The sequence below is a fragment of the Frigoribacterium sp. CF331 genome (assembly GCF_057787905.1).
Genome location: NZ_CM173545.1, coordinates 2696158 through 2722278, shown reverse-complemented (window position 1 = coordinate 2722278; position 26121 = coordinate 2696158). Strand labels below are relative to the sequence as shown.

Sequence of the window (26121 nt, the reverse complement as noted above, 5' to 3'; positions counted from 1 at the left end):
CGTCAGCGTCGGCCGCCGACGCCGGGCGTCGGGCCCTCCGGGGCGCCGTCCGGGCGGCCCGTCGGTCGCCCGTCGGGACGACCGGCGACGTGCGGGTCGTGCTCGGCCTCGGCCCCGAGGCTGGCCTCGTACTCGGCGATGTCGTGGAGCGGGATGGCCGCCGTGAACAGCGCCGTGCGCTCGGAGCCGGCGTTGTCGCCGCTGAACAGGCCCGAGGCGTCCGAGGTCGACCGCGCGGCGCGACCCGTCGGGACGGGTTCGGCCTCGACCATCTGCACGCGGGTCCGAGGGATCGACTGCGGGCTCTTCGCGTGCAGCCAGGCGATGAGGTCCTCTCGCACCAGGCACCGGAGGTCGAACAGGGTCGCCGCGTCCTTCGCGGTCACGAGCACCCGCACCCTGACGTAGCCGGCCTGCGCGTCGGTCACCTGCAGCACCTTGGTGCGCCCGTCCCACAGGTCGGTGCCCGCGAGGATCACGTCGAGCTCCCTCCGCATGGCCCCGGGGTCGACGCGCCAGTCGAGGTCGAACTCGACGGCGCCGAGCAGCTCGCTGTTGCGACGCGTCCAGTTCTCGAACGGCGTGGTCGTGAAGTAGGTCGAGGGCAGCACGAGACGACGGTCGTCCCAGACGTGCACGACGACGTACGACAGGGTGATCTCCTCGATCAGCCCCCACTGCCCCTCGACCACCACCACGTCGTCGATGCGGATGGCGTCGCTGAAGGCGAGTTGGATGCCGGCGAACACGTTGGCGAGGGTCGACTGCGCCGCGAGGCCGGCGACGACCGAGACGAGGCCGGCACTCGCGAGGACGCTGGCCCCCACGGCCTCGACGCCCGGGAAGCCCAGCAGCACGGTGCCCGCGGCGAGGATCACGATGAGGGCCACGGTCAGGCGCCGCAGGATGAGCACCTGGGTGCGCACCCGGCGGGCGACCCGGTTGTCGGGGGTGTCGACCCGGTAGCGCGAGAGCCCGAGGTCCTCGAAGAAGATGGCGAGTGCGCCGACGAACCAGGCGACGACGACGATGATCGCGCAGCGGAACAGTTGCGACACCCAGCCCTCGCCCGGGTAGTCGGCCGGCAGCAGCGAGTCGAACGACGTGGTCAGGGCCACCACCAGCAGGACGACGAGCAGGGTGACGCGGAACGGCCGGCGCATGCGCTTGACGAAGGCCTGGGCCCACTCCTTGCGCTTGGCGACGACCCCCACGACGGCGCCGACGACGGCCGAGACGACGAAGGTGAGGACGACGGCGGCGACGAGCGAGATGACGAGCTGGATCCAAGGCATCCGTCGATGCTGACGCATGACGCACGGCGGCGTCGCGGCCAGGGGGCCCGGGCGACGGAACGGTGAGGCGATCCACAGCTTGCTGTCACCCGCGCGTCATGCCGGCACGGGCGATGCGTCAGATGGAGCGCTTGCGCTGTCGCAGCGCCTCGAGGGCGAGCCCCTCGGAGGGGTAGCGTCCGACGACCTCGCCCCAGCGGGGGTCGGCTCCGCGCAGGGCGACGAACGTGCCCTGCTCGGCCCGGACGTGGCCGAGGACGCGGTCGGGGGTCGACACCTGGACGAGGTCGGACGAGACGGTGCGCGTGATGACGCGGGCCATTCTCCTCAGGACGTCGGTCGGTGCGGTGGTGCTCACGGGTGGTGCCTCTCGTGGTGCGGTGTGCTGGTGCGGTGGTGCGTCGATCGGGTGACGCCCGTCGACGACGCTACCCGCGCCTCCCGGGGCGTGACCTCGGGGTTCGCTGTGCGTCGGGTGTCGTCCGGCTGTGGTTTCGCCCGGCCGGCGTCACCCGACCGCCTCCGGGCGGCGGCGCGTCGACGCCCCGGGCGAGCGGTGCTCGGCCGGGGCGTCGTCGTGCGGGGTCGGGTCAGCTGGTGAGGCCGTCGACGTAGTCCTGGTTCTCGGAGATCCACTTCTCCACGACCGGGGCGTAGTCGTCGCCGTCGACCTCCTCGCCGTTGAACATGGCGTTCTCGAGCGACGACAGCGTCTCGGTGTCCATCGTGAAGCCCTGCAGCCACTCGGTCAGCTGCGGGAAGTCCGCGGTGAAGCTCTTGCCGCCGAACGAGTGGATGCCCTCGGCGTCGCCCAGGGTGCCCTCGGGGTCGGCGAGGTCCTTGATCGGGAACGCGTCGTAGGCCCAGTGCGGGCTCCACAGCGTCACGGCGATGTCCTCGCCGGCGTCGGTCGCGCTCTTCAGCTCGGTGAGCATGGCCGCCGTCGACGAGGTCTGCAGCTGCATGTCGCCCAGACCGTACGTCGGGATGGTCTCGTCCTGCACGGCCGCCGTCAGGCCGGCGCCCGGCTCGATGCCGACGATCGTGCCGCCGAACAGGTCGGCGTTCGCCGCCAGTTCGTCGAGCGAGTCGATCGGGGCGTCCTCGTTGACGGCGACGGCGAGCTTGGCGCCGTCGTTCCAGGCGCCGAGGTCGGTCAGGTCGTCGCCGTACTGCTCGATGTACGACGCGTGGGTGGTCGGCAGCCAGGTGTCGAGCACGACGTCGTAGTCGTCGGTGGTGAGGCCGCTGTAGACGGGGGCGACGTCCGCCGGCTCGAGGTTCACGGTGTAGCCCTTCTCCTCGAGGACGGTCTTCCACAGCCACGAGGCCGCGATGCCCTCGTCCCAGCCGTTGAAGACGGCGAGGTCGACGACGGCCTGGTCGCCGTTGTCGAGCGTCTCGCCCGCGGCCGACGAGCTGCTGCCGGGAGGCGAGCAGGCGGCCAGGCCGAGGACGGCGGTGGTGCCGAGGGCGATCGATGCGGCGATGGTGCGCTTCTTCATGTGGTCCTTTCGGGTGGTGCAGGAGGCGCGGGTGGGGTGTGCCGGGGCGGCACCCGTCCCGCAGGTGATGGGGGTCTAGGCCGAGGCCGTCGCGGGTTCGCGGCGGTCGGCGGGAGGCAGCGGCTGCTCGGCCCCTGCCCGGTCGGGGGCCGGGGCCGGCGGGACGGACCGGCGGTTCCCCGCACGGGCCACCCGCCGGCTGTGACGGTCGGAGCCGAGGGCCGCCGTCATGCGGTCGAGCACGATGGCGAGGACGACGACCGAGACGCCGGCCTCGGCGCCCAGCCCCACGTCGATGCGGTTGAGGCTCGCGACGATGTCGCCGCCGAGCCCGCCCGCGCCGACCATGCCGGCGATGACGACCATCGAGAGCGAGAGCATGATCACCTGGTTGACGCCGGCCATGATGCTGGGCTTCGCGAGCGGCAGCTGGATCTGTCGCAGGATGCGCCACGGCGACGAACCGAACGCCTGGCCGGCCTCGACCACCTCCTTGTCGACTCCGCGGATGCCGAGCTCGGTGAGGCGGACGCCGGGGGCCATGGCGAAGACGATGGTCGCGACGATGCCGGGCACGACGCCGACGCGGAACAGCAGCAGGGCGGGGATCAGGTAGACGAACGCGGGCGTCGTCTGCATGAAGTCGAGCACGGGTCGGATGATCTGCGACGCGACGGTCGACTTCGCCGCGAGCACCCCGAGCGGGATGCTCAACGCGATGGCGAGCGTGCTGGCCACGAGCACGAGGGCGAGGCTCGACATCGCGTTCTCCCACTGGTTCACCGAGCCGATGAACAGCAGGCCCACGGCCGTGCCGACCGCGAACCTCCAGCCCTTCGCGACGAAGGCGAGGGCCGCGATGACGATCACGACCGCCCAGAACGGAGGCGCGCTCAAGAAGTACGCGACCCACTCGTAGAAGAAGGAGAACACCAGGCGGACGACGTCGAAGAAGCCGCCGAGGTTCGTCGTGACCAGGTCGACGACGTCCGAGACCCAGGAGCCGAAGGGGATGCGCAGGTACTCGTTCATCGGGTGGCTCCTTCGAGGGTGGCGTCGAGCTCGACGTCCGAGATGCGGGTGACGGGTTCGAGCACGGGGACGGGGGAGGTGGTCGTGTCGACGTTGCCGAGGGCCGCGAGCAGCGTGACGCGCGGGATGACGCCCAGCAGACGGTCGGCGTCGTCGACGACGGCGATCGGCAGCGGGCTCTCGACGGCGAGCTCGAACAGGTCGACGAGGGCCGCGTCGGGCCCGACCTTCGAGAACTCGGCGTTGACGACGGCCGCGAGGTCGGTGTCGTTCGCCTTGACCTGCCGCATGACGTGGCGGTCGCGCACCCAGCCGAGCAGCTTGCGGTCGCGACCGGTGACGAAGAGGGCGGCGGTCTGCAGGTCGCGGAGCGACCGCAGGGCGCCGCGCGGACCGACCGTCAGGGGGACGACGGCGCGGGCGGGCTCCATGACGCTCGCCGCGGTGAGGACGCGCGCCCGGTCGACGTCCTGCACGAACTGGGCGACGTAGTCGTTGGCCGGGTCGGTCAGGATGTCCTCGGGCGTGCCGATCTGCACGATGCGTCCGTCGCGCATGACGGCGATGCGGTCGCCGAGGAACATCGCCTCGTTGAGGTCGTGGGTGATGAAGACGATGGTCTTGCCGAGCTTCGCCTGCAACTCGACGAGCTGCTCCTGCATCTCGCGCCGGATCAGCGGATCGAGGGCCGAGAAGGCCTCGTCCATCAGCAGGATGTCCGTCTCGGCGGCGAGGGCGCGGGCGAGGCCGACGCGCTGCTGCATGCCGCCGGAGAGCTGGCTCGGCAACTCGTCCTCCCACCCGGCGAGCCCGACGATCTCGGTGACCTCGCGGGCCTTGGCGAGGCGCGTCGCCTTGGCGACGCCCTGCACCTCGAGGCCGTAGGCGACGTTGTCGAGGACGGTCCGGTGCGGCAGGAGGGCGAAGTGCTGGAACACCATCGAGACGTCCTTGCGACGCACCTCGCGGAGCCTCTTCGCCGGGACGTCCGAGATCCGGGCACCGGCGACCTCGACCGAACCGGAGGTGGGCTCGAGGAGTCCGTTGAGCATGCGGATGAGCGTCGACTTGCCCGAGCCGCTCAGCCCCATGACGACGAAGATCTCTCCGGGCTGCACGTCGAACGAGGCGTCGATGACGGCGGCGGTGCCGAGGCCCGCGGCCTCGGTGCGCGAGGCACCGGCCTCGAGTCGGGCGACGGCGTCCTCGGGTCGGCGACCGAACACCTTGTACAGGTTCCGGGCACGCACGGCAGGCGTTGTGGTCACAGGTGTCTCCAGGCACGCCGAGGGGGCACCGGCCGCTCGGGCCGGCTCGCCGTCGGCGGCGATCGGGTCGGGCGGACGGGTCGACGACGCGTGCGGATCGTGTCGGCTCAAGCCCACCGTGGTGTCACGGGGCGAACCTGACCTCCGCCGGGTCGGTCATGGGACCGGACCCTCGCGCCAGCAGACCGTACGACGACCTTCGTCCGACCGGGTCGGACCATCGGGCGGCGCGTCCTGATGATGACGGGCCCGGTCTCCCGGGCCTCGACGAACGTAGCCGACATCTGTCGTCGATCCCAACGGCGAACGGGCACGGAGGGGGCGCAGGACCCCACCTTCGACGGCGTGTCGCCCGGAGGCACGGGGATCGTGATCGTTTCGCATTCGTTACCCGGCCGTGAATCGACCCCGCGCCTCCTGGGGGTTCGCCCGGCGGCCGGTCGCCACGCGGCCGGACCGGATAGGGGCTACGGTCGACCGATGACGAGTCCCACGAACGGGGGCGGCGACGCCTCGACCGAGACGCACCTGCCCCAAGACTTCTCACACGAGCAAGAGGGCTTCCAGCACGGGCTGAAACCCCGCCAGCTGCAGATGATCGCCATCGGCGGCGCGATCGGCACGGGTCTCTTCCTCGGCGCCGGCGGCCGCCTGGCGTCGGCCGGCCCGGCGCTCGCGATCGTCTTCGCGATCTGCGGCGTGTTCGCCTTCTTCATCCTGCGTGCGCTCGGCGAGCTGGTGCTGCACCGCCCGTCGTCCGGCTCGTTCGTCTCGTACGCTCGGGAGTTCTTCGGCGAGAAGTTCGCCTACGCGGCCGGCTGGATGTACTTCTTGAACTGGGCCATGACCGCCATCGTCGACGTCACCGCGGTCGCCCTCTACCTCCACTACTGGTCGGCCTTCACGGCGGCGCCCGACTGGCTGCTGGCGCTCGTCGCGCTGGCGGTCGTGCTGTCGGTCAACCTGCTGGCCGTCAAGGTCTTCGGCGAGATGGAGTTCTGGTTCGCCATCATCAAGGTGGCGGCCCTCGTGGTGTTCCTGGTGGTCGGCGTCGTGTGGTTGGCCGCCGCGTTCCCGGTCTCGCACGACGGTGCAGCCGTCGACACCGGCTGGGGTCTCGTGGCGTCGTCGGGCGTCCTGCCGAACGGCCTGCTGCCGGCGGTCATCGTGGTGCAGGGCGTCGTCTTCGCCTACGCGGCCATCGAACTGGTGGGGACGGCGTCGGGTGAGACGCAGGACCCCGAGAAGGTCGTGCCGCGCGCGATCAACACGGTCATCATCCGCATCGCGGTGTTCTACGTCGGCTCGCTCGTGCTGCTGTCGCTGCTGCTGCCCTACACGGCGTACAAGGCCGGCGAGAGCCCGTTCGTGACGTTCTTCAGCAGCATCGGCAGCCCCGAGGTGGGTGACGTCGCGGGGTCGATCATGAACTTCGTCGTGGTGACGGCGGCGCTGTCGAGCCTGAACGCGGGCTTGTACTCGACCGGCCGGGTGCTGCACTCGATGGGCATGAACGGATCGGCACCGAAGTTCACGACGAAGATGTCGAAGGGCGGCGTGCCGTTCGGCGGCATCCTGCTGACGGCGAGCATCACGTTGCTGGGCGTGTTCTTGAACGCGATAGTCGGGGCGAACACGGCGTTCGAGATCGTGTTGAACATCGCGTCGCTCGGCATCCTGACGGCCTGGGGCACGATCATCCTGTGCCAGATGCGGCTGCGCCAGTGGGCGAAGCAGGGCAAGGCGAAGGAGCCCTCCTTCAAGCTGCCGGGCGCGCCGGTCACGAGCTACCTGACTTTGGCCTTCCTGGCCGCGGTGATCGTCCTCATGGCGATCGACTGGCCGATCGGGTCGTTCACCGTCATGTCGCTCGTCGTGATCGTCCCGCTGCTGATGCTCGGTTGGCACCTGCAGCGCGACCGCATCCTCGCGGCCGCCCGCCTGCGCGAGGGCATGACCGGCCCCTACCCCGTGACCGGCCGCGACGCCGCCTCGCAGGTCCCCCGCGACGGCCAGTAGGCGCCCCCACCCCGGACGCCGGAGGCGCGGGCCGACCCAAGTGTCCGCCCGCGCCTCCCCCGCCGACAAGGGAAGCGAAGTCACCCACGCGTGACGAGCGAAGCGATGTCACCCCCACCCTGACGAGCGAAGCGAAGTCACCCACCCGCGACGAGCGAAGCGAAGTCACCCCCACCCTGACGAGCGAAGCGAAGTCACCCACCCGCGACGAGCGAAGCGACGTCGCCCCACCCGTGACGAGCGAAGCGACGTCACCCCCGTGCACCGGCGACCTGGCGGGCGCGGCAGGCACCCCGTGCGGGGTGTGCCGCGGTCCGCGGAGCGGACCAAACCCACACGACGAAAGAATCCCCCGGTCCTGCACAGCAGGACACGGGGGACCAATTCTTTCGTGCACCCCCTCGGACTTGAACCGAGAACCCACTGATTAAGAGTCAGTTGCTCTGCCAATTGAGCTAGAGGTGCGAGCTGCGGTGCGTTCCGCAACGAGGAATGACTCTAGCATGAGTTCCGACCCCCTCAGAACCACCGGCCCCCTCGGGGCGCCCGCAGATCGGAGCACCATGTCCACGAAGCTCGAGAAGGGCGCCGCGGCGCCGACGTTCACCCTGGACGACGAGAACGGCTCGCCCGTCTCGTTGGCCGACTACTCGGGGCAGAAGGTCATCGTGTACTTCTACCCGGCGGCTTCGACGCCGGGGTGCACGACCGAGGCGTGCGACTTCCGCGACAACATCAACTCGCTGAAGTCGTCGGGCTACCAGGTGCTGGGCGTCTCGAAGGACGCCCCCGCCGCCCTGCGGTCGTTCAAGGACGAGCAGGGGCTGAACTTCCCGCTGCTGAGCGACCCCGACCTGACGGTGCACCTGGCGTACGGCGCCTACGGCGAGAAGAACAACTACGGGCGCATCGTGACGGGCACGATCCGCTCGACGTTCGTCGTCGACGAGCAGGGCGCGGTCGAGCTGCCGCTCTACAACGTCAAGGCGACGGGGCACGTGGCGTCGCTCCGCAAGAAGCTCGGCCTCGACTGACGCCCGGCGGCGACGCGAGCACAGGAGGCGCGGTGCCGGTCCTCGAGACCGGCACCGCGCCTCCTGCGCTGCCGCTGCGCCACGACGTGGACATCCCGCCACGAGATCGTGTGGCGGGATGTGTCTTTCGTGGCGGAACGCGGGGCACCGACTGTCGGGAGCCGCTCGCGTCGGGGGTCAGTAGACGTGGGGCTCCTGGTCGCGGGCCGAGGTCGCGGCGACGACCGACGGCACGAGCAGCAGGCCCACGACGGCGACGGCCGGCACGATGAGCGCGACGCCGATGGCCGGGTCGGCGAAGACCCCCTGGAGGCTGCCGAAGCCGACGGCGAACTGGAGCACCTGCCAGACGATCGCGGCCCCGCGGATCCAGGCCCGGCCGCGCAGCGCACCGAGCACGATCGACCCGAGCCAGACGGCCGCGAGCACCGTCAGCACGACGATCGCGACGGCCGAGGGGTACGAGTCCGGGCGGGCCACGAGCAGCTCGACGACCAGGAAGACGGCGGTCGCCGCGACGAGCAGGAACTCGGCCGCGAGCAGGACGATCACGACCCAGAGCAGGGCCGGGCGACCCGCCCCGGCAGACCGACCGGTCTCGTCTCGGGGGCCGTCGCTGCCTGCTGTCGTCACGTGTGAGCCTCCCGGAAATCCCTTGATTTGGCCGTACCAGTATGCGACCATATTCGAGGTCGAAGTGACGTGCACATTGCGGTGCGCGCCTCCCGAATTCTTCTCTTTCCCCACCACGAACCAGGCGCCTCGACGTGCCTGGTTCTGCATCTTTAAGGAGTACCCATCGATGGATTGGCGTGACAAAGCCGCTTGCCTGCAGGCTGACCCGGAGCTCTTCTTCCCCGTCGGCAACACCGGCCCCGCCGTCGACCAGATCGACAAGGCCAAGGCCGTGTGCGGACGCTGCACCGTCACCGAGACCTGCCTGCAGTACGCCCTCGAGACCTCGCAGGACTCGGGCGTCTGGGGCGGCCTGAGCGAGGACGAGCGTCGCGCGCTCAAGCGCCGCGCCGCCCGCGCCCGTCGCGCCAGCTGATCATCCGTCGACCGACTCCGGTCGGTCGACGCCCGGCCCTCGTGGCCGACGTCGGAGCCCGGCACCTCGTCGCAGGTGCCGGGCTCCGTCGCGTCCGGGGCAGTCGTCGAGCAGCGGGCTTCTCGACGTCCTGATCAGGGTTGCGTCAGCCAGCGGAACGGGATCTCGATGGTGACCTCGGTGCCGTTGCCGACCAGCGTGTGCCAGTCGATCGTGCCGCCGAGCTCGCCCTGGATCAGCGTGCGGACGATCTGGGTGCCGAGGCCCGAGCCGACCTTGCCCTCTGGCAGCCCCACGCCGTTGTCGCGCACCTTGACGGTGAGCTCTTCGGCGCGACGGTCGGCGACGATCTCGACCTCGCCGTCGCGCCCGTCGAGCCCGTGCTCGACCGCGTTCGTGACGAGCTCGGTCAGCGCCAGCGCCAGCGGCGTCGCGTACTCGCTGGGCAGGGCGCCGAAGCTGCCCGTCATCGTGGGACGGACCGTGGTGTTGTGGCTCGACGCGACCTCGGCGATGAGCATGAGCACGCGGTCGAACACGGTGTCGAAGTCGACGTTCTGGCTGAGGCCCTCCGACAGCGTGTCGTGCACGACGGCGATCGACTGCACGCGTCGCATGGCCTGCGTCAACGCTTCGCGGGCGACGTCGGTGCGCGTCCGGCGGGCCTGGATGCGCAGCAGCGACGCGACCGTCTGCAGGTTGTTCTTCACCCGGTGGTGGATCTCGCGGATCGTCGCGTCCTTGGTGATCAACTCGCGCTCTTGGTGCCGCAGCTCGGTGACGTCACGACAGAGCACGATCGCCCCGACGCGCTCACCCCTGTCACGCAGGGGGATGGCCCGTAGCGACACGGTGACCCCCCGGGCCTCGATGTCGGTGCGCCAGGGGGCCCTGCCCGTGACGACGAGGGGCAGCGACTCGTCGATGACGAGCTTGCCGGCGAGCAGCCCCGTGGTGACCTCGGCCAGCGACTCGCCCTCGAGCTCGCCGGCGAAGCCCATGCGGTTGAAGGCCGACAGGCCGTTGGGGCTCGCGAAGGTCACCATGCCGTCGACGTCGAGGCGCAGCAACCCGTCGGAGGCGCGGGGTGCGCCCCGTCGCGGACCCGTCGGCGCCCCGAGGTCGGGGAAGTCGCCGGCGGCGATCATCGCGAAGAGGTCGTTGGAGCACTGGTTGAAGGTGAGCTCCTGGCGACTCGGGGTGCGGGCCTCGCTGAGGTTCGTGTGCCGCGTGATGATCGCGATCGGGGCGTCGGTGACGTCGGGCCGGCTGGCCCCGAGACGCCGCAGCACGGGGACGGCACGGACGCGCGTGGGCGTCTCTTCGTACCAGTCGGGCGCTGCCGAGTCGACGATGCGCGTCGTCGTGAACGCCTGCTCGATCTGGTCCCGCCACTCGGGGCGCACCTCCTGCCCGACGAAGTCACGGTAGAACAGCGTGGCCGAACTGGACGGCCGGGCGTGGGCCACCGCGACGAAGCTGCCGGTCTGCGTGGGGACCCAGAGCACGATGTCGGCGAAGGCGAGGTCGGCGAGCAGTTGCCAGTCCCCCACCAGCAGGTGCAGCCACTCGACGTCCACCTCGCTCGAGAGGCCCTGGGCGAGAACGAGATCACTGAGCGTCGACACCCGATCAGTCTAGGTCGACGCCCGGAGCCGTGACGTCCGCGGGCCCCGTGCAGGCGCGGTGCCCGGACGGGTTCTCCACAGACCGTCGAGTCGGTCTGGTTTCGCCATCTCACATGTCATATCTTCGGAACGTGCCCGGATGACCGTGAACAGGAAGACTGCCGATGCCCTCGAACCACCACGCCCTCGCCCTCGCCGAGCCCGCCGTCGAGCCCCGCGTCCCCGAGGCCTCGCCTCGGCCGCACCTCCGGCCCGTGCCTCCGCTCGTGAGCCCGCGTCGAGGCTCCGACCGCGACGACGACGCCGCTCTCGTCACCGCTGACGGGCCGTCCGACGACCACGCCCTCGACCCGGGTCGCCCGGCGGCCAAGGCGTCGACCACCTCGCCGTTCCCGGACGACCCGGCCCTGCTCGTCGAGAACCTGGTGCGGTGCGTCGTCGAGATCCTCGCCGGCGCACGAGACCTCGACCAGGTGTCGCGCTGGGTCACCGAAGACGTCTACCGGACCCTGCACACCCGCGTCGTCCTGGCGGCCCGTGCCCGTTCGGCCCACGGCACCCGGGTGCAGCGTCCGGCCTTCACCACCGGCGGCGTCCGGCTCAGCTCGCCGGTCGACGGCGTCGTCGAGGCCGTCGTCGTCCTGCACGGACGAGCCCGCAGCCGAGCGGTCGCCGTGCGCCTCGAGACCTACGACCGCCGCTGGCGGGCGACCGCCGTCCACGTGCTCTGACACACGACGACGCGCCCCCGACCGGTGTCGGAAGCGCGTCGTCGTGTGGGCGGTGCGGGGTGGGTCAGCGGCCCTTCTTGCCCGACGCACGCCGCTCGGCGCGGTTGACCGGGCTGGCGCCGCCACCGGTCTTCTGCCCGAAGGCACCGACGGTGCCCTCGTCGGCGTCACGGGCGGCGGGGCCTCCGGAGGCGCGTGCCGCCGCGATCTCGGGCGACGTCGACCGCTCGGCCTCGTCCTGGGCCTTCTGGGCCTTCGCGGTCGCACCCTTCTCGAGCTGGCCGCGCTGGTTGCGGACCTCGACCTCGCCGTCGATGTTCGGGGCGGAGTAGGCGAGCTGCGCCTGCGGCTGCTTCTCGGCCTCGAGGCCCTTGGCCGCGATGACCGGTGCTTCGGCGGCGTCGACCTGACCCTGCACCTCGACCTCGAGGTTGAAGAGGAACCCGACGGTCTCTTCGCGGATCTGGCCCATCATGCTCTGGAAGAGCGCGTAGCCCTCTCGCTGGTACTCGACCAGCGGGTCGCGCTGGGCCATCGCCCGGAGGCCGATGCCGTCCTTCAGGTAGTCCATCTCGTAGAGGTGGTCGCGCCAGCGGCGGTCGATGACCGAGAGCACCACGCGTCGCTCGAGCTCGCGCATCGCGGACTCACCGAGGGCCTCGGTGCGTGCCTCGTAGGCCACCTTGGCGTCGGAGAGGATCTCTTGGCCGAGGAAGGCCCGCGTGGCCTTGCCCTTCGAGCCGGCCTCGGTGATGACCTCGTCGATGGTGATCGAGATCGGGTAGAGGGTGCCGAGCTCGGTCCAGAGCGCGTCGAGGTCCCAGTCGTCGGGGCTGCCGTCGCCCGTGTGCTGGTCGATGACCTCGTTGACGACGTCCTCGAGGAACTTCTGGCTGCGGTCCTTCAGGTCGTCGCCCTCGAGGATGTGCCGTCGGTCGCCGTAGATGGCCTCGCGCTGGCGGTTCAGGACGTCGTCGTACTTGAGGACGTTCTTGCGGATCTCGGCGTTGCGCGACTCGACCTGCGACTGCGCCGAGCGGATGGCCCGCCCGACGATCTTGTTCTCGATCGCGAGGTCGTCGGGGACGTTGCCGCGCCCCATCAGCGACTCGGCGGCTCCCGAGTTGAACAGGCGCATCAGGTCGTCGGTGAGCGACAGGTAGAACCGGCTCTCGCCCGGGTCGCCCTGGCGACCGGAGCGCCCACGCAGCTGGTTGTCGATGCGGCGGGACTCGTGGCGTTCGGTGCCCAGCACGTAGAGGCCACCCGCCTCGACGACCTTGTCGGCCTCTTCTTGGACCGCGGCCTTCTTGGCGGCGAAGACGTCGTCCCAGGCGGCCTCGTACTCGTCGGGGGTGTCGACCGGGCTGAGCCCCTTGGCGTTCATCTCGGCGACGGCCAGGAACTCGGCGTTGCCGCCGAGCATGATGTCGGTCCCGCGACCGGCCATGTTGGTGGCCACCGTCACGGCACCGGCACGACCGGCCTGTGCCACGATCGCGGCCTCTCGCGCGTGGTTCTTGGCGTTCAGCACCTCGTGCTTGACGCCCTTCTTGGCGAGCAGACGGGAGAGGTACTCGCTCTTCTCGACGCTCGTGGTGCCGACGAGGACCGGCTGGCCCTTCTCGTGCCGCTCGACGATGTCTTCGACGACCTGGTCGAACTTGCTCGTCTCGTTCTTGTAGACGAGGTCGGTCTGGTCGATGCGCTGCATGGGACGGTTGGTCGGGATGGGCACGACACCGAGCTTGTAGGTGCTCATGAACTCGGCGGCCTCGGTCTCGGCGGTACCGGTCATGCCCGACAGCTTCTTGTAGAGGCGGAAGTAGTTCTGCAACGTGACCGTCGCGAGGGTCTGGTTCTCGGCCTTGACCGACACCCCCTCCTTCGCCTCGATGGCCTGGTGGATGCCCTCGTTGTAGCGGCGACCGCTCAGGATGCGGCCGGTGTGCTCGTCGACGATCAGCACCTCGCCGTTGATGACGACGTAGTCCTTGTCGCGCTTGAAGAGCGAGTCGGCCTTGATGGCGTTGTTCAGGAACGAGATCAGCGGGGTGTTCGCCGACTCGTAGAGGTTGTCGATGCCGAGGTAGTCCTCGACCTTCTCGATGCCGGGCTCGAGGACGCCCACCGTGCGCTTCTTCTCGTCGACCTCGTAGTCCGTGCCCGGCACGAGGCGACGGGCGATGGTCGCGAACTCGGTGAACCAGCGGTTGGCCTCGCCGGACGAGGGCCCCGAGATGATCAGCGGGGTGCGGGCCTCGTCGATGAGGATCGAGTCGACCTCGTCGACGATCGCGAAGAAGTGGCCGCGTTGCACCATGTCCTGGGCCTGCCAGGCCATGTTGTCGCGCAGGTAGTCGAAGCCGAACTCGTTGTTCGTGCCGTAGGTGATGTCGGCGGCGTACATCTCACGGCGCTCGGCCGGCGTCTGCCCCGACAGGATGCACCCGGTCGTCATGCCCAGGGCGCGGAAGACGCGACCCATCAGCTCGGACTGGTAGCTCGCCAGGAAGTCGTTGACCGTGATGACGTGCACGCCGCGGGAGGCGATGGCGTTGAGGTACGCCGCCGTGGTGGCGACGAGGGTCTTGCCCTCACCGGTCTTCATCTCGGCGATGTTTCCGAGGTGCAGGGCGGCGCCACCCATGAGCTGCACGTCGAAGTGGCGCAGGCCGAGGGTGCGCTTCGACGCCTCGCGCACCGCGGCGAAGGCCTCGGGCAGCAGGTCGTCGAGCGACTCGCCCGACGCGTAGCGCTCGCGCAGCTCGACCGTCTCGTTGCGCAGCTCGTCGTCGGTCAGGGTCGTGAAGTCGTCCTCGAGCTCGTTGACCGCCTTGGCGTAGGCCTTCAGCTTGCGCAGCGTGCGGCCCTCGCCGACGCGGAGGACCTTCTCGAGGACGTTGGCCACTGGTGTGCTCCCATGTGTTCGGTCGAACCCGCGGAACGCTCCGCGGTCTCGCTGAGGTGATCCGCATCGGAGCACCGAGATGTCGAAGGTCCGTCCTGGACCGGCCCACGATTTTAGCAAGCGTAGTGGCCGACCCCCTGGGAGGCGGCAGGGACGTGCCCTGCGCCTCCCGGGGTGTCGGCCCCCGAGGACCTCGAGGCGTCAGCCCGCGAGCCCCGCCCGCAGCGCCGTCGCCGCCTCTTGCAGTTCGGGGGCGTCCTGGTCGAGCCCGATCACGCCGTAGTCCCAGCCCTTGCGGCGGTAGACGACGCTCGGCCGTTCGGTCTCGGCGTCGATGAAGAGGTAGAAGTCGTGGCCGACGAGCTCCATGTAGTAGAGCGCGTCGTCGACCGTCATGGGCGTCGAGGCGAAGACCTTCGTGCGGATGACCACGGGGCAGTAGTCGTCCTCGAACTCGTCGGAGGGGGCCTCGTCGCCCACCACCGGCACCGCGCCGGTCCGCACCAGGTCGAGGGTCTCGGCGGCGGCCGGCGTGACGCCGACCCCGCTGAAGTCGGCCGTCGACGCCTCTCGCAACGACGTCGGCCGGTGTTGCCCGCGATGGATCTTCTGCCGGTCCTTGGCTCGCCGCACCCGTTCGAGGAGGCGCCCGATCGCCAGGTCGAAGGCCGCGTACTTGTCGCCGGCCGTGGACTCGGCCCGCACGAGGGGGCCGGGGCCGATCAAGGTCAGCTCGACCCGGTCGTCGCCCGCCTGGCCGCCGGACTTCTCGTGGTGCCGCGAGACCTTGACCTCGAGTGCCAGCGCCTTGGTGGCGAGGGCGGCGACCTTGTCGGCCTTCTCGGTGGCGTACTCGCGGAACCGATCGGTGATGCCGACGTTTCGACCCGTGACGGAAATTTCCATGACGACCTCCTGTGGCTATCGACGTGCCGCCTGTCAGCCAGGCGGATGTCCTTTCACGCCTTTCGCCCCACCGTAGCCACCCGGACACCTCCCTGTCACGCACCGTCCACCCGGGCGCGGCGGATCGACAGGTGCGGCACGACCTCGGACACCCCGGCCCCGGCGCACCCGTCACGGCGTCGACCCCGACCACGACGGGGTCGACGCCAGGCACGCCGCACCGACCACCACCGCACCGCGGGCCCGCAGGGCACGGCACGCCTCGGTGAGGGTGCCGCCCGTCGTCACGACGTCGTCGACCAGCACGACGCGCGACCCCGACAGGTCCCGCGTGCAGCGCAGGCTGCCCTCGCGGGCGCGCAGCCGCTGCTGCCGGTCGCGACCCTTCTGACCTCCGCCCGCCGACGCCGTCGGCACGAGCACCCGACCCCCGACCACGAGGCCGAGCCGCCGCAGGACGAGCTCGACCGGGTCGTAGCCCCGCCGCCGTCGGCCCCGGCGCGACGGAGGGACGGGGACGACCAGCAGCGAGAGGCCCGACCGAGCATCGGCGCACGCCCCGGGCCCGGCCCCGGCCTCGGCCTCGGCGTTCCGGGCACAGCACTCGAGGGCCGCGCCCAGGGCCGGGGCGAGCGCCTCGGCGAGGCGGACGCGCCCGCCGTTCTTGAAGGCCAGCACGACGCCCCGCACCTCGAACGCGTAGACCAGCCCGGCGAAGACGGGCAGCCCGTCGGGCAGGTCGACCCGCGTGACCTCGGGGACGAGACGACGACGGCAGTCGCCGCAGAGCGCGACGTCGGGCGACCGGCACCCCGCGCACGACACGGGCGAGACGACCGAGAGCGCCTCGCGCGCGGCCTGCCGGAGGGCACCACGCCAGGCGCCGCTCGGGCGGCGGGGGCGGGAGCCGGACGACGGAGGCACCCCGCCAGCGTGACCCGTGAGGAGCACCCGCGCCGCGCCTCCTCGTCCGGCTGGGGACGGGAGCACGACCGGGCCGCCTGGGGAGGACCCGGCGCGGCCCTCAGCGCTGGGTCGCCAGCAGGTCGGCCGTGAGCCCGGTCGCCTGCCAGCTGCTGCCGCGGGGTTCGAGGACGTCGCCGTCGGCGCTCAGGACCAGCAACCGCTCGAGTCCGTTGCCGCCGACGACGGCCACCGCCTCGCTCGGCGGGCGTCCGGCGCTCGACGAGTCGCCGCCGACCTCGGACGTGGTCACGCGCGAGGACTCACCCACGGTGGTGAGCACGGCCACGGTGAGCTGGTCGGCCCAGGTCGCGTCGACCGGGGCGCCGTCGGGCGCGGACAGCTCGAGGGGCGGGCCCAGGCGGATCGGGACGCCGTCGGAGTCGCGGACGACGGCGGCCACGAGGAGGCGCGACGCACCCTGGTCGTCGAGCAGCAGCAGGGCACGGGTGCCGTCGCGCGCGACGCGGAAGGTGGTCACGCGCGGACCCGTCGGCAGCGACGTCGCGACCGGGTGGGCCGTGCCGTCGGTCGAGTACGCCGTGAGGCTCGACGGGTCGTCGGCGACGAGGGACCAGACGAAGCCGCCGCCGTCGAGCGAGGGGGCCACGAGACCGGCCCGACCGTCGACCAGGCGCGCACCGCCCGAGGCCGTGACGGCGTACGAACCGGACGCCGTGCCCACGGCGGCGGTGGTCTGGTCGGAGGACAGTTCGACCGACCGGGGGCGCAGGGCCTCGACGGCCGTCGAGAGCCCGGGCAGTTGACTCGTGGCACTCGCCGTGGCGAATCCCAGCACCCCGTCGGCCAGCACGAGGGGTCGAGCGTCGACGGCGGGGTCGCGGACGGGCACGGGCTGCTGCATCGCCGGGACCGACAGCGGCGCCCCCTCGACGCTGAGCTCGACGGCGGTCACGGTCGCCAACGTCGAGAAGCTCGCCAGCAGTTGTGCCTGCATGCGGGCCCGGGCGTCGGGCGTCGCCTCGAGGGCGTCGGCGGTGAGGTCGACCCTGGCCGTGCCGTCGTCGACGGTGATGGCCGTCAGCGACAGCTGCGTGCCCTCGGGGAAGGCCGAGACGACGGCGCCCTGCAGCCAGTCGGAGGGGCCGTCGAGCAGTGCCGTGGCGAGGCGGGTGCTCGTCGAGGACCGGGCGAGGAACCAGCGCTCGTCGGGCACGAGGTAGGTGAAGGTCGGGTCGTAGAAGTACGCGGCGTGCGCCCGGAAGACCGAGTCGAAGGTGGCCGGCGAGAGGACGATGCCGTCCGGGGCGTCGCTGATGCGCCATTCGTCCCCCTCTTTCACGAACGAGAACGCCAGGGTCGTCGTCGTCGTCGAGGTGGCCGGGGTGTAGTGCCCCGCCGAGTCGACCGTCGCCGAGCCCACGAAGGCGTAGTCGAGCGTCGTCTCGCCGACCCGCGACGTGGACCCCACGCCCGGGCGGATGGTCACGCTCGCCCGGGGCTCCCACGCGTCGGCGAAGCCCGTGCTGAGGAACTCCCTGGCGACGCCGTAGTTGTCCTGCGAGCCCGTGCCCGCCGAGAGGAAGTCGCGCAGCAGTCGCTCCTGCGAGCTGCCGGCGACCGGGCCGTTGGGCCGGAACACGAAGTCGCTCACGACGTCGTCGCTCACGGTGTCGCCCTGCTGCACCTGCCCGCCGTCGGGGATGCCGACGCAACCGGTCAGCACGGCGAGGGCGGCCACGAGGGTCGCGAGGGCGGCGGATGCCCGGCCCGCCCGCCCGGCCGGTCGACGCCCGGTCATCGGAGCCCCTCGTCGGAGCCGTTCGTCGGCGCCGTCGGCACGGCTGGCGTCTCGTGGGCGGGGACCTGGCCCGTCCAGGGTTCACCGGTCACCGGCACGGTCGTCTCGCCCCGGCGGTCCGGGGGCACCACGGGCAGGGGGGTCCCGTCGATGCGGCCGCCCGCCACCCGGGGCAGGGTCACGACGAAGCGGCTGCCCGACCCCGGCTCGGACCACACCTCGAGCCGTCCGCCGTGCAGGGCCGCGTCCTCGAGGCTGATGGCGAGCCCGAGGCCCGTCCCCCCGATCGTGCGTCGGCGCGAGGGGTCGGCCCGCCAGAACCGGTCGAACACCCGCGACGCGTCGTCGGGACTCATCCCGACGCCGTGGTCACGCACCGCGACCGCGACCGCCGAGGCGTCGCTGTCGACCTCGACCTCGATGGGCCGCCCCTCGCCGTGCTCGATCGCGTTGCCGAGCAGGTTGCGCAGGATGCGGCGCAGTCGGCGGGGGTCGACCTCGGCCTCGAAGTACCCGCCCCTCGCGACGACCGACACGACGCTGCCGGACTCGGCCGCCAGCGGGCCGAACTCGTCGACGCCGTCCTCGACGAGCCGCACCACCGTCACCGGCTCGGTCTCGAGCTCGACCGCCCCGGCGTCGAACCGCGAGATCTCGAGGAGGTCGGCCAGCAACAGCTCGAACCGGTCGACCTGGGTGTGCAACAGCTCGGCCGTCCGGGCGGCCGACGGGGTGAACGACGTGCGCTGGTCGTACAGCACGTCGCCGGCCAACCGGATGGTGGTCAGCGGCGTGCGGAGCTCGTGCGAGACGTCGCTCACGAACCGTTGCTGGACGCGCGAGAGCTCGGCCAACTGCGAGATCTGACGCTGCATGGCGTCGGCCATGCCGTTGAACGACCGCCCGAGCGTGGCCACGACGTCCTGCCCCTTCTCGGGGATGCGCTCCTCGAGGTGACCGGCCGCGATCTTCTGGCTCGTCTCGGCCGCGGTGCGGATCGGCCCGACGACGAGACGGACCACCAGGTACGTGATCGCGCCGATCAGCAGCACGAGCGCGAGCGACCCGATGCCGAGCGTCCGCTGCATCAGGTCGAGGGTGGCCTGCGCGTCGCTGAGGTCGTAGACGAGGTAGAGCTCGTACTGGCCTGCGGTGGGCACCTGCAGGGTCGACCCGACCGCGATGCCCGGTGATCCGCCGCCCTGCGACGTGGGGGGCAGCGACACCGACTGCATCGACAAGCGTCCGTCGTCCGTCGCCACGGCCTCGCGGAGCGCCGGCGAGATCACCGAGTCGGGGAAGTCGGGGCTGGCGATGTTCTGGATCGTCTGGGGGCTGTTCTGCCCCGGGGTGCGGAGGATGGCGATGCTCGTCCCTCCGGGGCTCGAGGTCGAGCCGAGGATGGCGGTCTGCGCCTCGTTCTGCAGCGCGTCGAGCTCGACCTGGTTGGCGTCCTCGGTCGCGGTCGCCGAGTCGAAGATGTTCTGGGCCAACAGCGTGGCGCGGACGCTCTCGGCCTCGACCTGCTCGCGGCGCTGGTCGTACAGGCTCGTGCCGATGGTGACCGAGATGAGCGTGCCGATGATCGTCACGGCCACGGTCGAGAGCACCACGGTGAGCGCCACCGTGCGGAACGACAGGGAGGAGCGCCAGAAGCGGACCACCCTCGTCGGCCAGGTGCGCCACGCCGGCGGCCACCAGGTGGACGCCGCGCCCCGTCGCCGGGCCGGCCCCGGTCCGGGCCCCTGCGTCGCGGACACGAGCGTCACCCGCCGGGCTACGAACCCGCGCCGGCGCGGTAGCCCACGCCGCGCACGGTGGTGACGATGCGCGGAGCGTCGGGATCGTGCTCGACCTTGGCCCGCAGCCGCTGGACGTGGACGTTCACGAGACGCGTGTCGGCCTTGTAGTGGTAGCCCCAGACCTGCTCGAGCAGCATCTCGCGCGTGAAGACCTGCTGCGGCTTCGACGCGAGCGCGAGCAGCAGCTCGAACTCGAGCGGGGTGAGGGCGATCGGCGTGTCGCCCCGGCGCACCTCGTGGGCGGCGACGTCGAGACGCAGGTCGCCGACGGTGAGCACGTCGTTCGTGGGCTCGGTGGCGGGGCGCAACCGGGTGCGGATGCGGGCGACCAGCTCTTTCGGGTTGAAGGGCTTGACCACGTAGTCGTCCGCGCCGCTCTCGAGCCCGCGGACGACGTCGGCCGTGTCGCCCTTGGCCGTCAGCATGATGATCGGCACCCCGCTCTCGGCACGGATGAGCCGGCACACCTCGATGCCGTCGAGGCCCGGCAGCATGAGGTCGAGCAGCACCAGGTCGGGCGTGGCCTCGTGGAACGCCTCGAGGGCGCCGCTGCCGTCGCCGCAGAAGTGGGGGTCGAACTCGTCGGCGCGAAGGACGATGCCGATCATCTCGGCGAGCGCCGGGTCGTCGTCGACCACGAGGATGCGCGGGTTCATGTTCTCCGTCGGGGCTGGGCCGCTCGGGAGGCGGCACGTCAGGACAGATTAGTGCAGGAGGCGCGCATCGGCTGGCAGCGCTGCGTCCGGTGTGGAAACATGAACACACTCGTGAGGACGACCCCACGGGCAGGACGACCAGGGGGACCATGAGCGATCCGAACGCCTGGAGCACGCCGGGAGGCGACGCGTCGCCGCCGCGCTGGGGCGAGCGGGTCGACCCGTCGACCGCCGGTCCGGTGCCCACGCCCATGCCGCCCGTCGGGGGCCACCTGCCGGCTCCCGGCTGGACTCCCCCGCCGAAGCCGGGGCTCGTGCCGTTGCGTCCCCTGACGTTCGGCGAGATCCTCGGTGCCTCGTTCCAGGTCTTCCGCCGCAACCCCCGGACGACCTTCGGGACGGCCCTGCTGTCGCAGGTCGTCCTGCTGGTGGTGACCCTGCTCGTCACCGGTGGCAGCGCCTTCCTCGCCTTCGGCCGGGTCGAGCAGGCCCTGCCCCGCGACCGCGACGCGGTCCTCGCCGGCGCCGTCGCGATCGTGGCCGCCTCGGCCCTCGTGCCGATCGCCCTCCAGGTGATCGTCACGGCGCTGTTGCAGGGCCTCTTCGTGCTCGAGACGGCGCGTCAGACGCTCGGCGAGAAGCTGCGGCTCGGGGGGCTCTGGGCCCTGGCGAAGGGCCGCCTCGGCACCCTCGTCGGCTGGTCCGCCCTGCTGACCGCCGCCTACGTCGTGGCGCTGGCTCTCGTCGCCGGGGTCGTCGTGGTCGGCGTCGCCGTCGGCACGGGGCCGAGCATCGGCATCGGCATCGGCATCGGGGTCCTGCTGGGCCTCGGCCTCCTCGTCCTCGGGGTGTGGGTGACCGTGAAGACCAGCCTGGTGCCGAGCGCCATCGTCCTCGAGCGGATGGGGCTGGGTGCGGCGGTGAGGCGCTCGTGGTCGCTGACCCGCACCTCCTTCTGGCGGACCTTCGGCGTGATCGCCCTCGTGTTCCTGATGGTGCAGATCGCCTCCCAGGTCGTCGCGACGCCGTTCTCGGTGCTCTTCAGCGTCCTGACCGGCACCCTCGCCCCCACCGGCGACGTGACCGACCCGACCTTCGTCGCGTTGACGGCGGGCACCTACGCGGTGACCCTCGGCATCACGGCGGTCATCGGTGCCATCGGCTCGGTGCTGCAGGCGGCGTCGGCCGGGCTCGTCTACGTCGACCGCCGCATCCGGACCGAGGGGCTCGACCTCGAGCTGGTGCGGTACGTCGAACGGGGCGGACGGGCCGTCGACGGGCAGCCGGACCCCTTCCGCACCCCCGACGCCCCGATCGTCCCGACGACACCGCCGGGAGCACCGCGCTGGTGACCGGGCTGCCCTTCGCCGCCGGGCCGCCGCTGACACCCGACGCCGACGACGCGCGACGCGACGTCCTCCGTGAGCTCACGAAGCCCGAGTACGTGGCCGCGCAGCCGTCGTGGCTGGACCGGGCCGCGCAGGCGTTCTGGGACTGGCTCGGCTCGATCCGGTTCGGCGGCACCGAGGGGGCCCCGGCCGTCGCCCTGATCGTCCTGCTCGCGGTCGTCGTGGTGGTCGTCGTCGTCGTGCTGCTCGTCTACGGGGTGCCCCGGCTGAACCGCCGGTCGACCCGCGCCCCGGTCCTCTTCGGCGACGACGACGCCCGCGACAGCGAGGCGATGCGCACGGCCGCCCGCGCCGCGGCCGCCCGGGGCGACCTGACGCTGGCCGTGGCCGAGGCGTTCCGGGCCATCGCCCGCGGGCTCGACGAACGCGGCGACGTCGCGGTCTCGCCCGGCACGACGGCGAACGACGTGGCGCGACGGGCCGGTGACGTGTTCCCCGACCTGCGGGGCGGGTTCGCCGAGGCCGCGGCGGCCTTCGACGGCGTCCGCTACCTCGACCGGCCGGGCACCGACGACGCCTACCGGGCCGTCGCCGACCTCGACCGCCGCGTCACGGCCTCTCGGCGGGTCGACGCGTGACCACCACGGCACGCGACGGTGCGACCGGCACGGTCACGACGCCGACCCTCGGGGCCACGCTGCGCCGCGCCCGGTTCTGGCTCGCGCTCGCCCTCGTGCTGGCGCTCGGGGTGGCGGCCGCCCTCGTCGTCGGCTCGGGTTCGGGCGAGGGACGCCCCCTCGGGCCCGCGAACGCCGCCCCCGGCGGGGCGAAGGCGCTCGTCGAGGTGCTGGGCGCCCAGGGCGTCGACGTGACCGTGACGACGCGCTTCGACGCGACGACGGACCGGCTCGCCGGCGGGGACGGCACGGACGGTTCCGGCGGCGGCACGGTGGTCGTGGACGACGCCGACGGGTTCCTCGTGGCCGAGCAGTGGCGACGACTCGCCTCCGAGGCCTCCCACCTCGTCCTGCTCGCGCCCGGGCCCGCGGCGCTCGAGAGCCTCGGGGTCGACGTCCGAGCCACCGCCGAGGTGACCGACGCCGTGGCGTCCCCCTCGTGCGCGCTGCCCGCGTTGCGCCAGGCGTCCCGCGTCGACGTCACGGGCGTGGCGTACGACTCCGACCTCCCCGGCGCGGTCCGCTGCCTGCCGAGCGACGACGGCCACGGCCTCGTCGAGGTCGAGGACGGCGGCACCCGGGTGACGGTCGTGGGGGCGACCGGCGCCCTGAGCAACGGCTCGATCTCGTCGGACGACGACGCGGCCTTCGCCCTCGCCCTGCTGGGCGAGTCCTCCGAGCTGACCTGGTACCTGCCCTCGGCCGACGACCTGCCCGAGGGCTCCGGGACGCTGGCCACGCTCACCCCCTCGTGGGTCACCCCGTCCCTGGTCGTGCTGCTGCTCGCCGGCGTCGCGGCCATGGTGTGGCGGGGTCGACGACTCGGCGCCCTCGTCGTCGAACGGCTGCCGGTGACCGTGAGGGCGTCCGAGACCACCGAGGGCCGGGCCCGGCTGTACGAGCGGTCGGGGCACCGCGGTCACGCCCTCGACCAGCTGCGCATCGGGACGCTGGGTCGTCTCGCCCGGGTGACCGGCCTGTCGACGACCGCCTCGGTCGACGAGGTGGTCGCGCGCGTGGCCGTGCTGACGGCTGCCGACCCACGGGGCCTCCGCCACGTCCTCGTCGACGCCGATCCGGTCGACGACCGAGAGCTGGTGGCGCTCAGCGACAGCCTGCTCGACCTCGAGCGCGCGGTGCACCGGGCGGTGGCTCCGTCGTGACCCGCCCCGCGCCTCCCGTTCCTGCCTCGGGCGTCCCCGCCTCCCTCGATCCCGCACCGATCCCCCTCACGGAGAAGACCACCAGATGAGTTCAGAACTTCAGCAGACCTTCGCCCGCGTGCGCACCGAGGTGGGCAAGGCGGTCGTCGCCCAGGACGGTGCCGTCACGGGCCTGATCGTGACCCTGCTGGCACAGGGGCACGCCCTGCTCGAAGGTGTCCCCGGGGTCGCCAAGACCCTGCTCGTCCGTGCGCTCAGCCACTCGTTGTCGCTCGAGACGGCCCGGGTCCAGTTCACCCCCGACCTGATGCCCGGCGACATCACCGGGTCGCTCGTGTACGACGCGAAGTCGGGTGAGTTCGAGTTCCGGGCGGGCCCGGTCTTCACGAACGTCCTGCTCGCCGACGAGATCAACCGCACGCCCCCCAAGACCCAGTCCGCCCTGCTCGAGGCGATGGAGGAGCGCCAGGTCTCGGTCGACGGCGTCAGCCGCCCCCTGCCGACGCCGTTCCTCGTCGCCGCGACCATGAACCCCGTCGAGTACGAGGGCACCTACACGCTGCCCGAGGCCCAGCTCGACCGCTTCCTGATGAAGCTCACGCTCGACCTGCCGCCGCGGGACGCCGAGGTCGAGGTGCTCGGGCGGCACGCCGCGGGATTCTCGCCCCGCGACCTGCGGGCCGCGGGGGTCACCGCCGTGCTCGGCCCCGACGACCTGGCCCGCGCCCAGGCCGAGGTGGCCCGGGTCGGCGCCTCCCCTGACGTGCTGGCCTACATGGTCGACCTGGCTCGCGCCACGCGGGAGAGCCCGTCGGTCAAGATCGGCGTCAGCCCCCGCGGGTCGACGGCCCTGCTCGCGGCCTCGAAGGCGTGGGCCTGGCTGACCGGCTTCGACCACGTCACCCCCGACCACGTGCAGGCCATGGCGCTGCCCGTCCTCCGACACCGCCTCCAGCTGCGTCCCGAGGCCGAACTCGAGGGCGTCGACGCCGACGGCATCGTCCGCTCGGTGCTGCAGCAGGTCCGGGTGCCGCTCTAGCCATGGCGATCACCGGGTGGTTCGTCGCGCTCGTCGCGTTGGGGGTCGTGCCCGTCGTCGCGACGGGCAGCGGCTGGGCGATCGTCGGGTGGCTGGGGGTCGTCGTCGCCCTGACGGTGGTCGACGTGGCCCTCGCGGCGTCCCCGCGATCGCTCTCGCTGCGCCGTGACCTGCCCGGCGCCATCCGCCTGGGCGAGAGCGCGCCGGCCCGGCTGGTCGTCGTGAACGAGGGCCGACGGACCCTCCGCGGCCTGCTGCGTGACGCGTGGCAACCCTCGGCCGGAGCCACGCCGACCCGTCACCGGGTGACGCTTCGACCGGGCAGGGCGACGACCGTCACGGTCTCGCTGACCCCGTTCCGTCGGGGCGAGCGCCGGGCCGGCGGGGTGACCGTCCGGACGATCGGGCCGCTCCGGCTCGCCGGGCGCCAGGCGACGCACGACGTGCCGGGAGCGGTGCGCGTCCTGCCCCGCTTCTCGTCACGGAAGCACCTGCCGTCGCGGCTGGCGCGCCTCCGTGAGCTCGACGGGCGCACGAGCGTCATGATCCGGGGCCAGGGCACCGAGTTCGACAGCCTGCGCGAGTACGTGCGTGGCGACGACGTCCGCTCCATCGACTGGCGGGCGACCGCCCGCCGCGACGGCCTCGTCGTCCGCACCTGGCGACCCGAGCGCGACCGCCGCGTCGTCGTCGTCGTCGACACCGGGCGCACCTCGGCGGCCCGCATCGACGACGAGCCCCGGCTCGACACGGCGTTCGAGTCCGCCCTGCTGCTCGGGGCCCTCGCGTCACGGGCCGGCGACCGGGTCGACGTGGTCCTCTTCGACCGGCGCGTCCGGGGTCGGGTGCAGGGCACGACCGGGCCGGCCCTGCTGTCGTCGATGGTCGAGACCATGGCCCCCGTCGAGCCCGAGCTCGTCGAGACCGACTGGGCCGCGGTGCCCGCCCTGGTCCGCTCGGTGACCTCGCGACGGGCGTTGGTCGTCCTCGCCACGACGGTCGACAGTCCGGGCGCCTCGCGCTCACTGCTCGCGGCCGTCCCCCAGCTGACGCGCCAGCACCTCGTGGTCGTCGCGTCGGTGACCGACCCCGCCCTCGACGAGACGGTGCTGCGCCGGGGCGACCGCGCCGAGGTCTACCGGGCCGCGGCAGCCGAGAGGGCACGCCTCGACCAGGCTCGCGTCGCGGCGGCCCTCCGCCAGGTCGGTGCCGACGTCGTCACCGGGGCACCGGCCGACCTCCCGCCGGCCCTCGCCGACCGGTACCTGGCGCTGAAGGCGGCCGGCCGGCTCTGACCTCGCCCCGACGGTGGGGCGACGGGGGGCGGCCG

At 72.0% G+C, this 26121-nt stretch carries 22 protein-coding genes and 1 tRNA gene; 9 read left to right on the top strand and 14 right to left on the bottom strand.

What is annotated here, in order from left to right:
* Positions 1-2 precede the first annotated feature (2 nt).
* The 5 genes from AC3CCI_RS12640 to AC3CCI_RS12620 form a co-directional block, all read right to left on the bottom strand.
* Positions 3-1295, bottom strand: a complete 1293-nt coding sequence (locus AC3CCI_RS12640) for a mechanosensitive ion channel family protein (protein ID WP_488627401.1) — start codon at positions 1293-1295, stop codon at positions 3-5.
* A 118-nt stretch (positions 1296-1413) separates the two neighbouring features.
* A complete protein-coding gene (locus tag AC3CCI_RS12635) occupies positions 1414-1653 on the bottom strand; it encodes a hypothetical protein (protein WP_143048533.1) in 240 nt (79 codons plus the stop codon).
* Between the two features lie 232 nt (positions 1654-1885).
* On the bottom strand, positions 1886-2800 hold the full coding sequence (locus AC3CCI_RS12630) for a glycine betaine ABC transporter substrate-binding protein (protein WP_488627400.1): 915 nt from the start codon (positions 2798-2800) through the stop codon (positions 1886-1888).
* A gap of 75 nt (positions 2801-2875) precedes the next feature.
* Positions 2876-3832, bottom strand: coding sequence for an ABC transporter permease (locus AC3CCI_RS12625; RefSeq protein WP_354593042.1), 957 nt, complete (start codon positions 3830-3832; stop codon positions 2876-2878).
* Positions 3829-5100 carry a quaternary amine ABC transporter ATP-binding protein gene (locus AC3CCI_RS12620; RefSeq protein ID WP_354593043.1) on the bottom strand — a complete coding sequence of 424 codons (1272 nt, stop codon included), beginning with the start codon at positions 5098-5100 and terminating at the stop codon, positions 3829-3831. Before AC3CCI_RS12620 ends, AC3CCI_RS12625 begins: the two co-directional genes overlap by 4 nt.
* Positions 5101-5580: 480 nt before the next feature.
* On the opposite strand from AC3CCI_RS12620, the gene AC3CCI_RS12615 reads away from it, so the two are divergent.
* Positions 5581-7119 (top strand): amino acid permease, encoded by a 1539-nt coding sequence (locus AC3CCI_RS12615; RefSeq protein ID WP_354593044.1) that lies wholly within the window; start codon positions 5581-5583, stop codon positions 7117-7119.
* Between the two features lie 392 nt (positions 7120-7511).
* Here AC3CCI_RS12615 and AC3CCI_RS12610 read toward each other — a convergent pair.
* Positions 7512-7584 (bottom strand) — tRNA-Lys (locus tag AC3CCI_RS12610).
* 98 nt (positions 7585-7682) lie between these two features.
* Between AC3CCI_RS12610 and bcp the strand changes: the two genes are divergently transcribed.
* Complete coding sequence (gene bcp, locus AC3CCI_RS12605; RefSeq protein ID WP_488627399.1) at positions 7683-8153, top strand: thioredoxin-dependent thiol peroxidase; 471 nt, start codon at positions 7683-7685, stop codon at positions 8151-8153.
* 177 nt (positions 8154-8330) lie between these two features.
* Here the strand turns inward: bcp and AC3CCI_RS12600 are convergent, their stop codons facing one another.
* Positions 8331-8786 carry a hypothetical protein gene (locus AC3CCI_RS12600; protein ID WP_488627398.1) on the bottom strand — a complete coding sequence of 152 codons (456 nt, stop codon included), beginning with the start codon at positions 8784-8786 and terminating at the stop codon, positions 8331-8333.
* A gap of 169 nt (positions 8787-8955) precedes the next feature.
* On the opposite strand from AC3CCI_RS12600, the gene AC3CCI_RS12595 reads away from it, so the two are divergent.
* Entirely contained in the window at positions 8956-9204 is a 249-nt protein-coding gene (locus AC3CCI_RS12595) for a WhiB family transcriptional regulator (protein ID WP_043594001.1), read from the top strand.
* A 134-nt stretch (positions 9205-9338) separates the two neighbouring features.
* Here AC3CCI_RS12595 and AC3CCI_RS12590 read toward each other — a convergent pair whose 3' ends face one another.
* Complete coding sequence (locus tag AC3CCI_RS12590; protein ID WP_354593047.1) at positions 9339-10832, bottom strand: sensor histidine kinase; 1494 nt, start codon at positions 10830-10832, stop codon at positions 9339-9341.
* A gap of 164 nt (positions 10833-10996) precedes the next feature.
* On the opposite strand from AC3CCI_RS12590, the gene AC3CCI_RS12585 reads away from it, so the two are divergent.
* A complete protein-coding gene (locus AC3CCI_RS12585; RefSeq protein ID WP_488627397.1) occupies positions 10997-11563 on the top strand; it encodes an Rv3235 family protein in 567 nt (188 codons plus the stop codon).
* 64 nt (positions 11564-11627) lie between these two features.
* On the opposite strand, the gene secA is transcribed toward AC3CCI_RS12585, so the two are convergent.
* The 6 genes from secA to mtrA form a co-directional block, all read right to left on the bottom strand.
* Positions 11628-14474, bottom strand: coding sequence for a preprotein translocase subunit SecA (gene secA / locus AC3CCI_RS12580; protein ID WP_488627396.1), 2847 nt, complete (start codon positions 14472-14474; stop codon positions 11628-11630).
* Positions 14475-14675: 201 nt separating this feature from the next.
* Complete coding sequence (gene hpf, locus AC3CCI_RS12575) at positions 14676-15380, bottom strand: ribosome hibernation-promoting factor, HPF/YfiA family (protein ID WP_354593050.1); 705 nt, start codon at positions 15378-15380, stop codon at positions 14676-14678.
* A gap of 171 nt (positions 15381-15551) precedes the next feature.
* Positions 15552-16304, bottom strand: a complete 753-nt coding sequence (locus tag AC3CCI_RS12570) for a ComF family protein (RefSeq protein WP_488627395.1) — start codon at positions 16302-16304, stop codon at positions 15552-15554.
* 100 nt (positions 16305-16404) lie between these two features.
* Entirely contained in the window at positions 16405-18105 is a 1701-nt protein-coding gene (locus tag AC3CCI_RS12565) for an LpqB family beta-propeller domain-containing protein (protein ID WP_488627394.1), read from the bottom strand.
* Complete coding sequence (mtrB, locus tag AC3CCI_RS12560) at positions 18102-19874, bottom strand: MtrAB system histidine kinase MtrB (protein WP_488627393.1); 1773 nt, start codon at positions 19872-19874, stop codon at positions 18102-18104. Before mtrB ends, AC3CCI_RS12565 begins: the two co-directional genes overlap by 4 nt.
* Positions 19875-19882: 8 nt before the next feature.
* Complete coding sequence (mtrA, locus tag AC3CCI_RS12555; RefSeq protein WP_056257433.1) at positions 19883-20563, bottom strand: MtrAB system response regulator MtrA; 681 nt, start codon at positions 20561-20563, stop codon at positions 19883-19885.
* A gap of 149 nt (positions 20564-20712) precedes the next feature.
* On the opposite strand from mtrA, the gene AC3CCI_RS12550 reads away from it, so the two are divergent.
* From AC3CCI_RS12550 to AC3CCI_RS12530, 5 genes are all read left to right on the top strand, one after another.
* Positions 20713-21915, top strand: coding sequence for a DUF7847 domain-containing protein (locus tag AC3CCI_RS12550; RefSeq protein ID WP_488627392.1), 1203 nt, complete (start codon positions 20713-20715; stop codon positions 21913-21915).
* On the top strand, positions 21912-22550 hold the full coding sequence (locus tag AC3CCI_RS12545) for a DUF4129 domain-containing protein (RefSeq protein ID WP_488627391.1): 639 nt from the start codon (positions 21912-21914) through the stop codon (positions 22548-22550). The genes AC3CCI_RS12550 and AC3CCI_RS12545 overlap by 4 nt, the downstream gene beginning before the upstream one ends.
* Positions 22547-23752, top strand: a complete 1206-nt coding sequence (locus tag AC3CCI_RS12540) for a DUF4350 domain-containing protein (protein ID WP_488627390.1) — start codon at positions 22547-22549, stop codon at positions 23750-23752. The genes AC3CCI_RS12545 and AC3CCI_RS12540 overlap by 4 nt, the downstream gene beginning before the upstream one ends.
* An 85-nt stretch (positions 23753-23837) precedes the next feature.
* Positions 23838-24791, top strand: a complete 954-nt coding sequence (locus AC3CCI_RS12535) for an AAA family ATPase (protein ID WP_354593057.1) — start codon at positions 23838-23840, stop codon at positions 24789-24791.
* A gap of 2 nt (positions 24792-24793) precedes the next feature.
* Positions 24794-26086, top strand: a complete 1293-nt coding sequence (locus AC3CCI_RS12530) for a DUF58 domain-containing protein (RefSeq protein WP_488627389.1) — start codon at positions 24794-24796, stop codon at positions 26084-26086.
* Positions 26087-26121 lie beyond the last annotated feature (35 nt).

Coding starts and splice junctions, on each gene's coding strand:
- AC3CCI_RS12640 (WP_488627401.1), bottom strand. CDS start 1,295: ATGCCTTGGATCCAGCTCGTCATCTCGCTCGTCGCCGCCGTCGTCCTC.
- AC3CCI_RS12630 (WP_488627400.1), bottom strand. CDS start 2,800: ATGAAGAAGCGCACCATCGCCGCATCGATCGCCCTCGGCACCACCGCC.
- AC3CCI_RS12625 (WP_354593042.1), bottom strand. CDS start 3,832: ATGAACGAGTACCTGCGCATCCCCTTCGGCTCCTGGGTCTCGGACGTC.
- AC3CCI_RS12615 (WP_354593044.1), top strand. CDS start 5,581: ATGACGAGTCCCACGAACGGGGGCGGCGACGCCTCGACCGAGACGCAC.
- bcp (WP_488627399.1), top strand. CDS start 7,683: ATGTCCACGAAGCTCGAGAAGGGCGCCGCGGCGCCGACGTTCACCCTG.
- AC3CCI_RS12595 (WP_043594001.1), top strand. CDS start 8,956: ATGGATTGGCGTGACAAAGCCGCTTGCCTGCAGGCTGACCCGGAGCTC.
- AC3CCI_RS12585 (WP_488627397.1), top strand. CDS start 10,997: ATGCCCTCGAACCACCACGCCCTCGCCCTCGCCGAGCCCGCCGTCGAG.
- hpf (WP_354593050.1), bottom strand. CDS start 15,380: ATGGAAATTTCCGTCACGGGTCGAAACGTCGGCATCACCGATCGGTTC.
- AC3CCI_RS12565 (WP_488627394.1), bottom strand. CDS start 18,105: ATGACCGGGCGTCGACCGGCCGGGCGGGCGGGCCGGGCATCCGCCGCC.
- mtrA (WP_056257433.1), bottom strand. CDS start 20,563: ATGAACCCGCGCATCCTCGTGGTCGACGACGACCCGGCGCTCGCCGAG.
- AC3CCI_RS12550 (WP_488627392.1), top strand. CDS start 20,713: ATGAGCGATCCGAACGCCTGGAGCACGCCGGGAGGCGACGCGTCGCCG.
- AC3CCI_RS12535 (WP_354593057.1), top strand. CDS start 23,838: ATGAGTTCAGAACTTCAGCAGACCTTCGCCCGCGTGCGCACCGAGGTG.
- AC3CCI_RS12530 (WP_488627389.1), top strand. CDS start 24,794: ATGGCGATCACCGGGTGGTTCGTCGCGCTCGTCGCGTTGGGGGTCGTG.